Source organism: Tardiphaga sp. 839_C3_N1_4, assembly GCF_051811045.1.
In the GTDB taxonomy this organism is placed as follows: Bacteria; Pseudomonadota; Alphaproteobacteria; order Rhizobiales; family Xanthobacteraceae; genus Tardiphaga.
Genome location: NZ_JBPWQD010000001.1, coordinates 5,666,495 through 5,680,684 on the forward strand (window position 1 = coordinate 5,666,495; position 14,190 = coordinate 5,680,684).

General features: G+C 62.8%; 13 protein-coding genes. 11 read left to right on the plus strand and 2 right to left on the minus strand.

Annotated elements, in window-relative coordinates; all coding sequences use genetic code 11:
* Nucleotides 1–354: 354 nt before the first annotated feature.
* Nucleotides 355–1,278, minus strand: a complete 924-nt coding sequence (locus AB8A38_RS27150; protein WP_315843220.1) for a helix-turn-helix transcriptional regulator — start codon at nucleotides 1,276–1,278, stop codon at nucleotides 355–357.
* A gap of 149 nt (nucleotides 1,279–1,427) precedes the next feature.
* Here AB8A38_RS27150 and AB8A38_RS27155 point away from each other — a divergent pair, with 149 nt between their 5' ends.
* The 6 genes from AB8A38_RS27155 to AB8A38_RS27180 are packed head-to-tail and all read left to right on the plus strand — an operon-like array spanning nucleotide 1,428 to nucleotide 7,438.
* The gene (locus AB8A38_RS27155) at nucleotides 1,428–2,654 is read left to right on the plus strand and encodes an amino acid ABC transporter substrate-binding protein (RefSeq protein WP_439088017.1); all 1,227 of its coding nucleotides are present in this window, start codon (nucleotides 1,428–1,430) and stop codon (nucleotides 2,652–2,654) included.
* A 30-nt stretch (nucleotides 2,655–2,684) separates the two neighbouring features.
* Nucleotides 2,685–3,554 carry a branched-chain amino acid ABC transporter permease gene (locus tag AB8A38_RS27160; RefSeq protein ID WP_092144790.1) on the plus strand — a complete coding sequence of 290 codons (870 nt, stop codon included), beginning with the start codon at nucleotides 2,685–2,687 and terminating at the stop codon, nucleotides 3,552–3,554.
* Entirely contained in the window at nucleotides 3,551–4,498 is a 948-nt protein-coding gene (locus AB8A38_RS27165) for a branched-chain amino acid ABC transporter permease (protein WP_439088018.1), read from the plus strand. Before AB8A38_RS27160 ends, AB8A38_RS27165 begins: the two co-directional genes overlap by 4 nt.
* Nucleotides 4,495–5,238 (plus strand): ABC transporter ATP-binding protein, encoded by a 744-nt coding sequence (locus AB8A38_RS27170; RefSeq protein ID WP_315843217.1) that lies wholly within the window; start codon nucleotides 4,495–4,497, stop codon nucleotides 5,236–5,238. Before AB8A38_RS27165 ends, AB8A38_RS27170 begins: the two co-directional genes overlap by 4 nt.
* Complete coding sequence (locus AB8A38_RS27175; protein WP_315843216.1) at nucleotides 5,231–5,953, plus strand: ABC transporter ATP-binding protein; 723 nt, start codon at nucleotides 5,231–5,233, stop codon at nucleotides 5,951–5,953. Before AB8A38_RS27170 ends, AB8A38_RS27175 begins: the two co-directional genes overlap by 8 nt.
* Nucleotides 5,954–5,986: 33 nt before the next feature.
* Nucleotides 5,987–7,438: an aldehyde dehydrogenase gene (locus AB8A38_RS27180; protein WP_439088019.1), complete on the plus strand. Its 1,452-nt coding sequence runs from the start codon at nucleotides 5,987–5,989 to the stop codon at nucleotides 7,436–7,438.
* A 22-nt stretch (nucleotides 7,439–7,460) separates the two neighbouring features.
* Here AB8A38_RS27180 and AB8A38_RS27185 read toward each other — a convergent pair whose 3' ends face one another.
* A complete protein-coding gene (locus AB8A38_RS27185; protein WP_439088020.1) occupies nucleotides 7,461–8,267 on the minus strand; it encodes an IclR family transcriptional regulator in 807 nt (268 codons plus the stop codon).
* A gap of 141 nt (nucleotides 8,268–8,408) precedes the next feature.
* Here AB8A38_RS27185 and AB8A38_RS27190 point away from each other — a divergent pair, with 141 nt between their 5' ends.
* The 5 genes from AB8A38_RS27190 to AB8A38_RS27210 are packed head-to-tail and all read left to right on the plus strand — an operon-like array spanning nucleotide 8,409 to nucleotide 14,168.
* A complete protein-coding gene (locus tag AB8A38_RS27190; protein ID WP_315843213.1) occupies nucleotides 8,409–9,287 on the plus strand; it encodes an FAD binding domain-containing protein in 879 nt (292 codons plus the stop codon).
* Nucleotides 9,284–9,781 (plus strand): (2Fe-2S)-binding protein, encoded by a 498-nt coding sequence (locus AB8A38_RS27195; RefSeq protein ID WP_439088021.1) that lies wholly within the window; start codon nucleotides 9,284–9,286, stop codon nucleotides 9,779–9,781. Before AB8A38_RS27190 ends, AB8A38_RS27195 begins: the two co-directional genes overlap by 4 nt.
* Nucleotides 9,778–12,072 carry a xanthine dehydrogenase family protein molybdopterin-binding subunit gene (locus AB8A38_RS27200; RefSeq protein ID WP_439088022.1) on the plus strand — a complete coding sequence of 765 codons (2,295 nt, stop codon included), beginning with the start codon at nucleotides 9,778–9,780 and terminating at the stop codon, nucleotides 12,070–12,072. The genes AB8A38_RS27195 and AB8A38_RS27200 overlap by 4 nt, the downstream gene beginning before the upstream one ends.
* A gap of 9 nt (nucleotides 12,073–12,081) precedes the next feature.
* Complete coding sequence (locus tag AB8A38_RS27205) at nucleotides 12,082–13,086, plus strand: amidohydrolase family protein (RefSeq protein ID WP_439088023.1); 1,005 nt, start codon at nucleotides 12,082–12,084, stop codon at nucleotides 13,084–13,086.
* 53 nt (nucleotides 13,087–13,139) lie between these two features.
* Nucleotides 13,140–14,168, plus strand: coding sequence for an ABC transporter substrate-binding protein (locus tag AB8A38_RS27210; RefSeq protein ID WP_315843209.1), 1,029 nt, complete (start codon nucleotides 13,140–13,142; stop codon nucleotides 14,166–14,168).
* Nucleotides 14,169–14,190 lie beyond the last annotated feature (22 nt).

Sequence of the window (14,190 nt, forward strand, 5' to 3'; positions counted from 1 at the left end):
CACAACGTCTAAGATTTTCACCTTCGCGATAAGGCATATCGGCGGAAACACTCGGACACAGTCGAGCAAATGCAGCCCTGCCGCGCCAAGTAGTATTCCGCTCCACCTGGAGTCGGTAATTGGCGCCGTCGCATGCGTCTTATGGGTGCGATCCTACGTCGATGACGATCTCGTAGGCACCTTTCACCCCGCTTTGGGCCGAATAGTGAACGGCGTCATGAAGTGACATCTGAAACAGAGCGCGGAAATGGATGTTGTGACCCCGATTCAATATCGAGTCATGCTTAACGCGCGCTGTTCCAAATTGATCACGCAGGTTTCAAAGAGACACAGCACTGATCGACGGTGGGACAGTCACGGCCATGCCGCATAGGACGGACCGTGCTGACCTGGATCGAGCCGCACGCGGCGCCGATAGGCGCCTGGCGAGGCGTTTTGATACTTGCGAAAGAAGCGATTGAAATAGCCGGGATCGCGAAAGCCGAGACCATAGCCGATCTGCTCGACTGGCAGATCGAGCTGCCGCAACCGCATACAGGCTTCGTGGATCAGGCGCTGATGCACGATGGCGCGCGGGCTGTAGCCCTTCTCGCGCTTGCAATGTGCGTGCAGCTTGTCGTCAGTGACGCCGAGTGCAGCCGCATAGCGTGCGATAGGCCAGCCGTCGCGATAATGCAGTTCGACCATCTGCAGGAAATTGCCAACGAGGCGAGGACCGTCGCCGCGCTGTGCGGCATCGTCGGGGGCTTCCTCCGAAATCACCGAGCGCCAGAGGTGGAGGCACAGCAACAACACATGCGTCGATGTCATCGTCGCGCTGCCGCGGCCCGGCGTATTCAATTCACGCACCAGCGTGCTGCAGGATTCCGTGACGGCCGCAAAAGTCGTCGCGAGTTGCGCGCCTTCGCGCAGCACCAGCCGGTCGATGGTTCGCCGCAGGTGCAGCGCCTCGGCACTGCCGGCGACGGTGCGGGTGAGGACATCGTCCGACACTGAAATCAGATAGCCTTGTGCGCCGGCTTCGACTTCCAACGTGCCTTCGTGATCGCCGGGAAGCCACAACAGGCCGGGGGACTGAATGGCAACCGTGGTGCCGCGCATCGTGGCGGTGCCGCGCCGGGTTTCGATCACCAGCAGGTGCGAGCGCCTGGCTACCGACTGCCGGATGATCCAGCTGCGCGGCGCCAGTCCGGGTGCGAATCTTTCCGCATGCAATGCCGGAAGCGGCTTCTCCGCGAAGCCGGTGGGACCTGAAACGATGTGCGCGGTCTCGAGCACTGGGACAATCCGTCGCGTGAAATAGCTCGCCTACACGGATCAATACAATCTTTCCCCGGATGCGTCCAATTCCCAGCCCCAAACGCTGGACTAGTCTCCGGCCATCGAACGCCACAAGGCGTCGGTGAAAAGAATTCGGGGAGGATAACATGGTGTCAGCAGTCAAGCGCCTTGCGGCAGGACTACTCGCAGTGGTCGGTGCGGCGGCCGTCGGATGGGGCGGCGCAGCCGAGGCCCAGACGTCGGTCAAGATCGGTTATGCGATCTCGCGCACGGGCCCCGCCGCCGGCGGCGCCGCGGTAACGACGATTCCCAACTACGAGCTGTGGGTGAAGGAAGTGAACGCCGCCGGCGGGCTCAAACTCGGCGACAAGCGCGTCCCAATCGAGGTCGTCCAGTATGACGACCGGTCGAGCGCCGAGGAAGCCGCCAAGGCGCTGGAGCGGCTGATCACCCAGGACAAGGTCGATTTCATCCTGCCGCCCTGGGGCACCGGCCTGAATCTCGCGGTTGGCCCGATCCTGAACAAGGCCGGCTATCCGCACATCGCCTCGACGGCGGTGACCGACCGTGCGCCCGAACTGGCGAAGCGCTGGCCCAACAGTTTCTGGCTGCTCGGCACCAGCGCCGATGCCGCCAAGACGCTGGTCGAGCTGCTGGTGAAGCTGCGCACCGAAGGCAAGATTGGCGACACCGTGGCGATGGCCAGCATCGCCGACGGCTTCGGCATCGATCTCTCTGGCGCGGCACGCCCTGCGCTGACTGCCGCCAAATTCAAGTTGGCTTATGACAAGACCTATCCGGTCGGCACGCAGGATCTCAGCCCGATCATCAATGAGGTGAAGGCGCTGAACCCCGACGTGTTCATCGCCTTCAGCTATCCGCCGGACACGATCGCCATCACTGAACAGTCTCGCATCTCCGGCTTCAATCCGAAGATCTTCTACACCGGTGTCGGCACGGCATTTCCGCTGTTCAAGCAGAAATTCGGCGCCAATGCTGAAGGCGTCATGGGCATCGGCGGCTGGAACGGCGACAGCCCGGCCATCAAGGACTATCTGGCGCGGCACAAGGCGTCGGCCGCGAATGGCGCGGAGCCGGATCGCTGGGCCAGTGCGGTCACTTATGCCGGGCTGCAGATGCTGCAGCAGGCGATCGAGCGGGTTGGCAAGGTCGATCGCGCTGCGGTCATCAAGGATCTGCAGAGTGGCACCTTCGAGACCGTGATCGGCAAGGTGAAGCTCGAGAACAACATGCCGACAAAATACTGGTGGGTCGGGCAGTGGCAGGACGGCGAGTTCTACGGCGTCGGCCCGTCGGGTAACGAGGGCGCGCGTGCGCCGGTCGTGCCGAAGCCGGCATGGAAGGCGCAGTGATCGCGTCCCTCCTGTATCTGGTCTGACAGAATGACAAACGCGGTTCTCACCGGCCTCGTGCTGGGCGGCATGTACGCGCTGATCGCTATGGGATTGACCCTGCAATATGGCGTGGCGCGGATCATGAACCTGTCCTATGGCGAGTTCCTGATCGGCGCGGCCTTTGCGTCCTACTGGCTGTTCACCGGCTGGGCGCTCAATCCGCTCGCAGGACTGGCGTTTGTCATTCCGGTCAGTTTCGGCATCAGCTATCTCTTGTATCGCGTGCTGCTCACGCCGCTGGTGCGCCGGGCGCGCACCCGCGACGCCCTTGAGGTCGATAGTATTCTGGCGACCTTCGGCATGATGTTCATCGTGCAAGGCATCATGCTGACCATGTTCGGTGGCGCTTACTTCAGCTATTCGTTCCTTGCCATTCCTGTGAAGATCGTCGGCGAAGTGTTGGCGCTCAACCGCCTGATTGCTTTTGGCCTCGCGGTCGTCGTCGGCCTTGCACTCTATCTGACGCTGACCCGCACACGGATCGGCACCTCGATCCGCGCCGTGGCTGTTGATCCCATCGCGGCGCAGCTTGTTGCCATCGATGTCACCAGGACATCGGCACTGGCCTTTGCGCTCGGCGGCGCGCTGGTGGCGTCTGCTGGCGTGCTGATCAGCATGTTCCTGACCTTCAGCGCCACCTCCGGCGTGGTGTTCACCATGAAGGCGCTGATCGTGGTCGTGATGGGCGGCGTCGGAAATTTGCTGGGCTGTCTCGTCGCAGGGCTGGCGCTGGGATTGAGCGAAGCGCTGGTGGCGACCTTTATCGATCCCGGCCTGACGCTTGCGGTGAATTTCGCGCTGTTCCTCGGTGTGCTGCTGGTGAAGCCGGCCGGTATTTTCGGCAGGGCGCAGCGATGAGCCGTACCCAAATGATGACCGGCGCGATCTGTCTCGCAGCCGTGGTTGCGCTCGCATTCGTCCCGATGATTGTCGATGCCTATCACCTCGCGCTCGCGATCAGTCTCCTGCAATTCACGGTGCTGGCGACGGCTTGGGGCATGTTCTCCGGCCCGACGCGCTATGTGTCGCTGGCGACCACAGCCTTCTTCGGTGTCGGCGCATACACCGTCGCCGTTCTGGGCGAGCAATTGCCGTGGTCGCTGGTGCTGCTGATCGCGGCCGTGATCGGCGCGGTCATGGCCGTCATCGTCGGCCTGTCGACGCTGCGGCTGAGCGGCGTGCATTTCGTTATCTTCACCTTCGGTCTCGCCGAACTCGTGCGCCAGATCGTGGTCTGGTACGAGGTCAACAAGACCCGCGTGCTCGGGCGTTACGTCTTTGTCGATATCACCCAGAACGACATTTACTGGCAGCTGCTGGCGCTTGCCGTCATCGTGTTCGGTACTGGCTGGCTGATCGCCCGCTCGCGCTTCGGCTTCGCACTGCGCATCATCGGCGAGGACGAGACTGTGGCGCGGCATTGCGGCATCAACGTCACCATCGCCAAGGTCGCGCTGTTCACCATCACCGCCACCTTCATGACGCTGGTTGGTGCGATCATGGCGCCGCGTTTCACCTATATAGAGCCATCGATCGCCTTCAACGCGACCATTTCCTTCGAAGTGGTGATCATGGCGCTGCTCGGTGGCGCCCATCGCCTGTGGGGTCCAGCGCTCGGCGCCATTCCGCTGACGCTGCTGTTCGACTTTCTGTCCGCGCGCTTTCCCAGCACATCGACCTTGATCATGGGCGTGGTGTTCCTGCTGATCGTCTATGCGCTGCCGTCGGGTGTCGTCGGCCTCTGGGAGAAGCTCAAAGTCTGGCGACCCACGGCGTCGAAGATGCGGGGAGCGCAGGCATGACCCCCAGCGCAACGCCAGTGCTTCGCATCGAAGGCCTGACCCGCGCCTTTGGCGGTCTCATCGCCGTCAACGGCATCGACCTGACGGTGCATGCCGGCGAGATCGTTGGGCTGCTCGGTCCCAACGGCTCCGGCAAGACCACGGCGCTCAACCTGATCTCCGGCGTGCTGTCGCCGAATGCGGGCGTGATTGCCTTCGCCGGCCACGATATCGCGGGCTGGCCGACCCATCGCATCGCGCGACTCGGTCTCGCGCGCACGTTCCAGCTGGTGCGCGTGCTCGACGGCATGACCTGCGGCGAGAATGTTGAGGCCGGGCTGGCCTTTCATCATGCGCCGCTTGCACGCGACGCGATGGCGGCAGCTGCGGCCGGCCTGCTCGCGCGGGTCGGTCTCGCCGGCTTTGCCGGACGGCCCGCATCGGAACTCACTTATATCGACCGCAAGCGGCTCGAACTGGCACGCGCGCTGGCGCTGCAGCCGCGCCTGCTGCTGCTCGACGAATGGCTCGCCGGTCTGAACCCGTCCGAATTGCTGATCGGCATCGAGCTGATCCGATCGCTCAAACAGGAGGGGCTGTCGATTCTGCTGGTCGAGCACGTGATGGATGCGATCCGTTCGCTCTGCGATCGCTGTGTGGTCATGAGCAGTGGCCGCAAGATTGCAGAAGGGCCTGTAGCTGCTGTGCTGAGCGACCCTGCGGTGATCGAAGCCTATCTGGGAGTGCCGGCGGATGCTTGAGGTCTCCAATATCAGCGTCACCTATGGCCAGCATCACGCGTTGAGCGATGCGGCGCTCCATGTCGAGCGCGGCGAGATCATTGTCATTCTCGGCGCCAATGGCGCCGGCAAGTCATCGTTGCTCAAGGCCATCGCCGGCTTGCTCCCGTCACCAGCCAAGATCGTCAAACTCGCCGGTCGTGATCTGTCCCGTCTGCCGCCTCATGAGATCGTGGAAGCTGGGCTTGCGCTGGTACCGGAAGGGCGTGGTGTATTCGGCGAGTTGACCGTGGCCGAAAACCTGCTGCTCGGCGCCAATCCGAAGCGTGCGCGGGCTGTCGAGGCAGCGCAGCGTGCCAAGGTGATGACGCTGTTCCCGCGGCTCGGCGAACGCTTGGCGCAGACGGTGCGTACCATGAGCGGCGGCGAGCAGCAGATGGTCGCTATCGGTCGCGCGCTGATGTCGAACCCCGACATCCTTCTGCTCGACGAACCGTCCCTTGGCCTCTCGCCACTGCTGGTCCGCGAATTGTTCGCCGCTTTGCGCAAGGTGCGTGAGACCGGTGTCGGCCTGCTGCTGGTGGAGCAGAACGCCCGCGAAAGTCTCGCTATCGCCGATCGCGGCTACCTGATCGAGAACGGCAGGATCACCGGCAGCGGCACCGCTGCAGCCCTTCAATCCGACGACGCCGTGCGCCGCGCCTATCTCGGCGGTCTCGCCAGCGGCGCGGCCTGAGCATTTCAAAAACATCCAACGGAGGACATCGCGATGAACCAGATCAATCTGCTGCTCGAGAACCAGGATGTGCAGGCCATCGACGGCGCGACATTCGATCGCCTCAATCCGATGACCGGCGATATCGCCTCGCGCGCCGCGGCAGCCCAAATCGCCGATGCCAAGCGTGCCGCTGATGCCGCTGCCGCTGCTTTCCCTGTATGGTCGGCGACGGGGCCGGGAGCACGGCGCGCCATTCTGTTGAAGGCGGCCGATATCCTTGCCAGCAAGGCGCCTGACTTCATCGCACTGATGGCATCAGAAACTGGGGCCACCGCCGGCTGGGCCGGCTTCAATGTTCATCTCGCCTCCAACATGCTGCGCGAGGCGGCGGCGATGACGACGCAGATTTCCGGCGAGGTGATCCCGTCCGACAAGCCCGGCTGCATCTCGATGGCGATCCGCCAGCCCGCGGGTGTCGTGCTCAGCATCGCGCCGTGGAATGCGCCGGTTATTCTTGGCGTGCGGGCTGTGGCGCTGCCACTGGCCTGCGGCAACACTGTCATTCTCAAGGCATCGGAAATCTGCCCGGGCACACATCGGTTGATCGGCGAATGCCTGCGCGAGGCCGGTCTGCCGCGGGGCGTACTTAATGTGATCACCAACGCGCCGGAAGATGCGCCCGCGCTGATCGATGCACTGATCTCGCATCCCGCCGTGCGCCGGATCAACTTTACCGGTTCGACCCGCGTCGGCCGCATCATTGCGCAGACTGCCGCGACATATCTCAAGCCGGTGCTGCTCGAACTCGGCGGCAAGGCGCCGCTGGTGGTGCTCGACGATGCGGATCTTGATGCAGCAGTGGCTGCCGCGGCCTTTGGAGCATTCATGAACCAAGGGCAGATCTGCATGTCTACCGAGCGCCTTGTGGTCGATCAGAGGGTCGCTGATGCTTTCGTGGCCAAGCTCGCCGCCAAGGCCGGTCATCTTGTCGCTGGCGATCCCCGCAAGGGCGATACACCGCTCGGCTCGCTGATCGGCAAGGATGCTGCGGATCGCATGCAGGCGCTGATCAAGGATGCCGTGGGCAAGGGCGCTCGCGTTGTGGCAGGCGGCAGCGTCGATGGCACGCTGATGTCGGCTACAGTGCTCGATCACGTCACCTCGGCGATGCGCATCTACAGCGAGGAATCCTTCGGTCCGATTGTCAGCGTGGTGCGCGTGGATGGTGTCGAGGAAGCCGTGCGTGTGGCCAACGATACCGAATACGGACTATCGGCAGCGGTGTTCGGCCGCGATATCGCCGGCGCGCTGGATGTCGCCAAGCGGATCGAGTCTGGAATCTGCCACATTAACGGCGCGACCGTGCATGACGAGGCGCAGATGCCGTTCGGCGGGGTGAAGGCGTCGGGCTACGGTCGGTTCGGCGGCAAGGCCGGCATTGCCGAATTCACTGAACTGCGCTGGATCACCATCGAGACCGGCCCGCAGCACTATCCGATCTGATCGTGTCTGTTACACGCGGCCGTCAGAGGCTGACGGCTGCGTAAGCCTTGCTGATATCCGTGGCCGCATGCTGCAGATGTTCGCGCAGCCTGATCTGGCTGGCTTTCGGCGTGCGGAATGCCGGCGTCACGAAAGAGATTGCGGCGATCACGCCGCTGGAATCGCGGACGGGAACGGAGACGGCATAGACATGCGGTGTGATTTCCGCGCGCGACTCCGACCATCCCTGCTCGCGGATCACGGCGAGTTCGCGCACCAGCAGCCTGCGATGCGGTGCGAAGCCGGGATCGCGCCGAACGGCGTCGTCGAGGATTGTCTCGCATTCAGCTTCAGGCATATGCGCGAGCAGCATCTTCGGGCCCGCACCGCGGTGCAGCGGCAAGGCCGTTCCGACCTCGAAGGTCAGGCGAATGCGTGACGACGATTCGGCGCGCTCGATACATACGGCGCGATCGGCCGAGCGGCGCAGCAGGATGATGGTTTCTCCGACTTCCTGAGAGACGCGCTTCATGAAGGGGCGTGCAATGGAGGCGAGATCGGTGCCGGCTCTAGCCGCCTGAGCCAGGCCGATGACGCGTGGCGCAAGCACGAACGAGCCGCGGCCGTCTTCGTCGATGAGGTCGGCTTCGCGCAAGATACCAATGTACCGATAGGTCGACGACAGTGGCACCCCGATCTGTTCAGACAGGCTTTCTGCGGAATGCCGCGGACGATCGGTGGAGAAGGCCAGCAAGGCGCGCAGTATCTTTCGCGAACTGCCATCCGCAGCAGCAGGACGGTCCGTCTGGTCGACGCGTTTCGACGCAGTTGCGGCTCTCTTGATGGCCAACGGAACCTCCATTCGGTAATGCTTGCCGATGGAAACGGCAGCATGTGGATATCATTTGCGCACCAACAAACATTGCCGTGCGCGTACCTTCTTATAAGATAAGATAGTGTTCTCAGCAATTGAGAAGTAGCAAATCAGCCCATGAAGCTTCCGCCGCTGGACTATATTTGCCCTGCTACGCTGACCGAGGCGATTGCCGCGCTCGCGGCGCATGGTGGCAATGCCAAGGTGATCGCGGGTGGGCAGAGCCTGATGCCGATGCTTGCTTTCCGGCTGGCGGCACCAAGCGTGCTGGTCGATATCGGACGGCTGCCAGATCTCAAAAGTATCAGTATTTCCGCTGAGGGCATCGACTTTGGCGCCCTCGTGACCTGGCGGGATATCGAGCGTGATGCGCGGCTCGCACAGGCGCATCCGCTACTGGCGGCGGCCATCGCCCATGTCGCGCATTACCAGGTTCGTAACCGCGGCACCGTCGGCGGGAGCATGGCCCATGCCGATCCGGCCGCCGAGATGCCGGGCATTGCGGTGACCTGCGATGCGATGCTGACGATCGTCGGATCGACCGGGACCCGCATCTTGAGCGCAAACGAGTTCATCACCGGCGGTCTCAGCACGGTTCTGGAGGCCAACGAAATCTTGACCAGCATACGTCTCCCGCTTTGGAAGAAGGCGCGGCGCTGGGCCTTCGAGGAATTTGCGCGCCGCCGCGGAGATTTTGCGCTGGCGGGTGTTGCCGCATTTTACGACATCGACGCGCAGGGCCTGGCGTATAACGCGCATATCGGGGTCATCGGCGTTGCGGATCGCCCCATGCGACTGCCCGGTGTCGAGGCCATCCTCGATGGCCGCCGGATCGATGCCGACGTGATTTTACAGGCCGGGGCTGCCGCGCGGGACGCGGTCGATCCTGCCGATGATATCCACGCGGAGGCTGCCTATCGCCGCGATCTTCTCGGTGTGTTGCTGGAGCGGGCGCTGGCGCGTGCGGCCGACATCACTTTGCCGGAGGCAGCATGATATCGGCGCGCCCCGTCCGTTTGACCGTCAACGGCACGCAAACGACCGTCACGGTCGAACCACGCGCCACGCTGGCGGATGCGCTGCGCGACGAATTGCACCTGACCGGCACACACCTGGGCTGCGAGCACGGGGTCTGCGGTGCCTGCACGGTCATCGTCGATGGTGCCGCCGTCCGCGGCTGCCTGATGCTGGCGGCGCAGGCAGAAGGACGCGAGATAACCACCGTCGAGGGTCTTGGCAGCGCAGCGCATCTCAGTGCGTTGCAGCTTGCGTTCCGCAAACATCACGCTTTGCAATGCGGCTTCTGTACGGCCGGCATTCTCACGACGGCGCATGCATTGCTGACCCACGAGCCGCATGCAGATGAGGATCGCATCCGAGAAGTGATTTCCGGAAATCTATGTCGCTGCACCGGTTATCTGCCGATCATCGCGGCGATCATGGAAGCCCGCATTGCCTATAGCGACGTGCAATGCGAGGCGGCGCAATGAGCGATATCGCCAAACTCCTGGTCGGCAGCGCGGTCGAGCGCATGGAGGATGCGCGCTTCCTGTCGGGATCCGGCAAATTTGCAGATGACCTTGCCGTCGAGGGGATGCTGCATGCCGCGATCCTGCGCAGCCCCATCGCCCATGCGCGGATCGCGTCCATCGACGCATCGGCTGCGCTGGCGATGCCGGGTATTCACGCCGTGCTTACGGCGCAAGATATCGGCGGCACCATCCCCATCATCCCGCTTCGCCTGGCGCCGCTGCCCGAATTCGAGCCATTCCGTCAGCCTGTCATCGCAAGCGACAAGGTGCGTTATGTCGGTGAGCCCATCGCTATCGTCGTCGCCGACAGCCGCGCCTTGGCCGAGGATGCGCTGGAGACGATCGGCATCGAATTTGAAGCGCTGTCCGCAGTCACTGAGCGCGGCGCAAGTGAAACTCCGCTGTTCGACTTCGCCGAAGATAACGTTGCGCTGCGCTACGATGCCGGGTTTGGCGATGCCGATGCGGCCTTCGCGTCGGCGGACTATGTGCGCACCGAGCGCTTCAGCGTGCAGCGCCACACGGCGCTGCCCATGGAGACGCGGGGCCTTCTCGCAGAATGGAATTCATCGGCCGGTCGGCTCGTCGTCACAGGCGCGACAAAGGTTACGTTCTATAACCGCCGCGCGCTGGCGCAGATGCTGGGCCTTCGCGAGGATGACATCGATCTGATCGAGATCGATGTCGGCGGCGGCTTCGGTGTGCGCGGCGAATTCTATCCCGAGGATTTCCTGATCCCCTTCGCTGCCCGCAAACTGGCACGCCCGGTCAAATGGATCGAGGATCGCCGCGAGCATCTGATGGCGATCAATCACTCACGCGATATCGCCTGCGAATTGTCGCTCGCCTGCCGCAGCGACGGAATGATGCTGGGTTTGTGCGGCCGGGTATTCGCCGATATGGGCGCCTATATCCGCACCAATGGCGGCGTGGTGCCGGCCAAGGCAGCGCAGTTTCTGCCCGGCCCTTATCGCATCCCCAATGTCAGCGTCTCCGTCGAAGCCTTCATGACCAACAAGACGCCGGTCGGCACCTATCGCGGGCCGGGCCGCTTCGAGGCGAATTTCTTTCGCGAGCGGCTGATCGACATGGCCGCCATGGATCTCGGCATCGACATCGCCGAATTCCGGCGCAAAAACCTGATCACCGAACAGGAATTGCCATATCCGATCGATGGGCTCGTGCCCTATGAGGGGCCGACATCCTACGACACCGGCGACTATGTCGAGGTGTTCGAGCGCGCCTTGAAAGAGATAGGCTGGTTCGAGAAACGTCATCTGCAAGGCAAATTGATAGATGGCGTACGTCATGGCATCGGGCTCGGCTGTTTCGTCGAAAGCGGCGGCGCCGGCCCGAAGGAGAACGCCGCGCTTACCCTCGAAAAGGACGGCTCGCTGACGGTGGCCGTCGGCTCATCCGTGCTAGGGCAGGGTCTGGAGACGGTGCTCGGCCAGATCGCATCGGATACGCTGTCGATCCCGTTCGATCGCATCCGTGTGCTGCATGGCTCGACCACGCTGCTCGATGAGGGCTTTGGCACCTATCATTCGCGTGCGGTGGTGATGGGCGGTTCGGCCGTGCTCGACGCCGCCACCCGGCTCCGCGAGAAGATCCTGCAGCAGGCGTCCAATCATCTGGGCAGGCCCAACAGCGAATTGAAGATCGTGAACGCGAACGTCATCGCCGATAACGGCGCATCCGTGTCGCTCGTGTCGCTCGCCGCCGATAGTGAATTACAAGCTGACGGCACATTCTCCAACGATGTGCGCACCTATAGCTACGGCACCCATGCGGCACATGTCACCGTCGATCCACGTACGGGCGCGGTGAAAGTTCTCGATTACATCGCAGTCGAAGATGTCGGGCGTGCTATCAATCCGGCCATCGTGCACGGGCAGGCGATCGGTGCCATCGTGCAGGGACTGGGTGGCGTTTTCCTCGATCATCTGATCTATGACGATCAGGGACAGCTCTTGAACGCCTCTCTGGCCGATTATCTGGTGCCGACCGCGAGCGACTTTCCAGTCCTGCGCGCGGTGACGCTGGAGCTGCGGCCGTCGCCGAGCAATCCGCTGGGTGCCAAGGGCGCGGGCGAGGGCGGGATCGTTGCTGTGGCTGCAGCGACGGCCAATGCGGTGGCGGCAGCACTGGCGCCGCTCGATGTCGAGATTCATCACTTGCCGCTGACGCCGCCGCGTCTGTGGCGCCTCATCAAGGATGCGCGCGAGCGCACGACCAATGCCGCATAGGGACTGATTGTGCCGATCGATATCCATGCCCATTACGTGCCGCCGCAGTTGCTGTCCGCGATCGATGGCCGCGGCGCCTATTGCGGTGTGAGGCTGCTGCCATCAGGGAATGGCAAGCCGCCGGCCCTCGGCTTCGACTATGGTTTCAGGGTTCGGCCGTTCTTCCCGCAACTGGTCGAGCCGGTTGAACAACGCCGTGCCAGCCTCGACCGCCAGGGTCTCGACCGGCAACTGGTCGCCACATGGCCGGACATCTATGGCTATGGCCTTCAGAAAGATGCCTGCGCGCATTGGCATCGTATGCTCAACGATACGCTGGGCGAGTGGTGCCATACTAACAATGACCGCTTTTCCTTTGTCGCCTCGGTGCCGCTGGTCGACGCTGCCGATGCTGCGGCCGAACTCGACCGCGTTGTGGGTCTCGGCGCCGTCGCGGTCATGGTCCCGGCCAATGTTGAAGGCGTCAATATCGGCGAGAAGCCGCTCGATCTGTTCTGGGCCAAGGCGGAAGCCTTGGGGCTGCCGGTCATCCTGCATCCCGTTTTGGTGGATGCTGCGCCGCGTGCCGCGAAATTCGCGCTGACGCAGATCGCCCAATACACGTTCGATACCACACTCGGAATTGGCTCGATCATCTTCTCAGGTGTGCTCGATCGCTTCCCGGCGCTCTCGATCGTCCTCAGCCATGGCGGCGGCACATTTCCTTATCTGCTGGGTCGCTTCGACGTGATGCATGCGCGGATGGATCGCGCGGGGCAGGGCGATGTCGCGCAATGCGATCCATCGGTCTACGCCTCGCGCATCGGCTATGACAGCATCGTGCATGCGCCGAAAGCGTTGCGTTTCCTCGCCGATACCGTAGGCATCGAACGCGTCGCGCTCGGTACTGACGAGTCCTTCCCGCCGGCGGATCGCGATCCCCTTGCCAGCGTCAAGGCTGCGGGCTTTTCCGCTGCCGATATCGAACTGATTGCTGAAACCAATCCGAGGCGTCTGTTTCCGCGCTTGCCCTGAGCTGCAGCGCGTTCTGCTGTATCACTTTCATGCGAAATAAAGAGGGACCGATCATGCTGAAACGTCTGCTTGTTGCCGCCGGTGTTGCGATGTCGATGCTGGGTCTTGCGAACGCCCAGGAGATGAAGACGGTCAAGGTGGGGACGACCAATCTGTCATCGGATATCGGTCTGTTCCTCGCGGAGAAGCGCGGTTACTTTAAGGAAGAGGGCGTCAAGGTTGAACTGATCCCGTTCGATTCCGGTGCCAAGATGGTGGCCCCGCTCGGCGCTGGCGATCTCGACGCATCGGCAGGCGCGGCTTCCGCCGGGCTCTATAATGCCGTCAATCGTGGCCTCAAGCTGAAGATGGTGGCCGACAAGGGCACCAATATCGCCGGTTACAGCTACAAGGCGCTGATGGTGCGCAAGGATCTGATCGAGTCTGGCGCGTTCAAGTCGCTCACGGATCTCAAAGGGAAGAAGGTCGCGATCATCGCCAATGGCGCGGCCGATGAGTCCGTCATCAACCAGGCGCTGAAAAAGGCCGGGCTAAAGGACGAGGATATCGAAAAGGTCTTCCTGCCATTCCCGCAGCATCTCACCGCCTTCGCCAACAAGGCGATCGACGCGGCGATCTCGGCGGAGCCGGGTGTGACGGCAATGGTGCGCAACAATGTCGCTGTGCGCTTCGTCGGCCTCGATGATTTCTATCCGGTGCAACAGACCGCCATGCTGCTGATCAATGGCAAGTTCGCCGAGGACCGCAAGACCGTCACGGCCTTCCTCAAGGCCTATCTGCGCGGCGTGCGCGCCTATGCGGCGACGCTGAAGGACGGCAAGATCGCGGGGCCCGGCGCCGAGGACATGATCAAGGACATCGCCGAAATGACGGGGATCAAGGATATGGCACTGCTGCATCAGATCGTGCCGGTGTTCATCGATCCCGACGGTCAGATCAATCTGCCCAGCGTCGAAACCGATCTCGCTTACTTCAAGTCGCGCGGGCTGGTCACCAGCGACATCGAGGCAGCCAAGGTCGTCGACATGTCCTATGTCGATGGACTGAAGCCAGTCCTGGGGCCGTTCGCGCGGCCCAAGTAAAACGGCGTAGAGAAACGTAACG

Coding starts and splice junctions, on each gene's coding strand:
- AB8A38_RS27200 (WP_439088022.1), top strand. CDS start 9,778: ATGAGCGATATCGCCAAACTCCTGGTCGGCAGCGCGGTCGAGCGCATG.
- AB8A38_RS27210 (WP_315843209.1), top strand. CDS start 13,140: ATGCTGAAACGTCTGCTTGTTGCCGCCGGTGTTGCGATGTCGATGCTG.
- AB8A38_RS27165 (WP_439088018.1), top strand. CDS start 3,551: ATGAGCCGTACCCAAATGATGACCGGCGCGATCTGTCTCGCAGCCGTG.
- AB8A38_RS27195 (WP_439088021.1), top strand. CDS start 9,284: ATGATATCGGCGCGCCCCGTCCGTTTGACCGTCAACGGCACGCAAACG.
- AB8A38_RS27190 (WP_315843213.1), top strand. CDS start 8,409: ATGAAGCTTCCGCCGCTGGACTATATTTGCCCTGCTACGCTGACCGAG.
- AB8A38_RS27160 (WP_092144790.1), top strand. CDS start 2,685: ATGACAAACGCGGTTCTCACCGGCCTCGTGCTGGGCGGCATGTACGCG.
- AB8A38_RS27170 (WP_315843217.1), top strand. CDS start 4,495: ATGACCCCCAGCGCAACGCCAGTGCTTCGCATCGAAGGCCTGACCCGC.
- AB8A38_RS27175 (WP_315843216.1), top strand. CDS start 5,231: ATGCTTGAGGTCTCCAATATCAGCGTCACCTATGGCCAGCATCACGCG.
- AB8A38_RS27180 (WP_439088019.1), top strand. CDS start 5,987: ATGAACCAGATCAATCTGCTGCTCGAGAACCAGGATGTGCAGGCCATC.
- AB8A38_RS27155 (WP_439088017.1), top strand. CDS start 1,428: ATGGTGTCAGCAGTCAAGCGCCTTGCGGCAGGACTACTCGCAGTGGTC.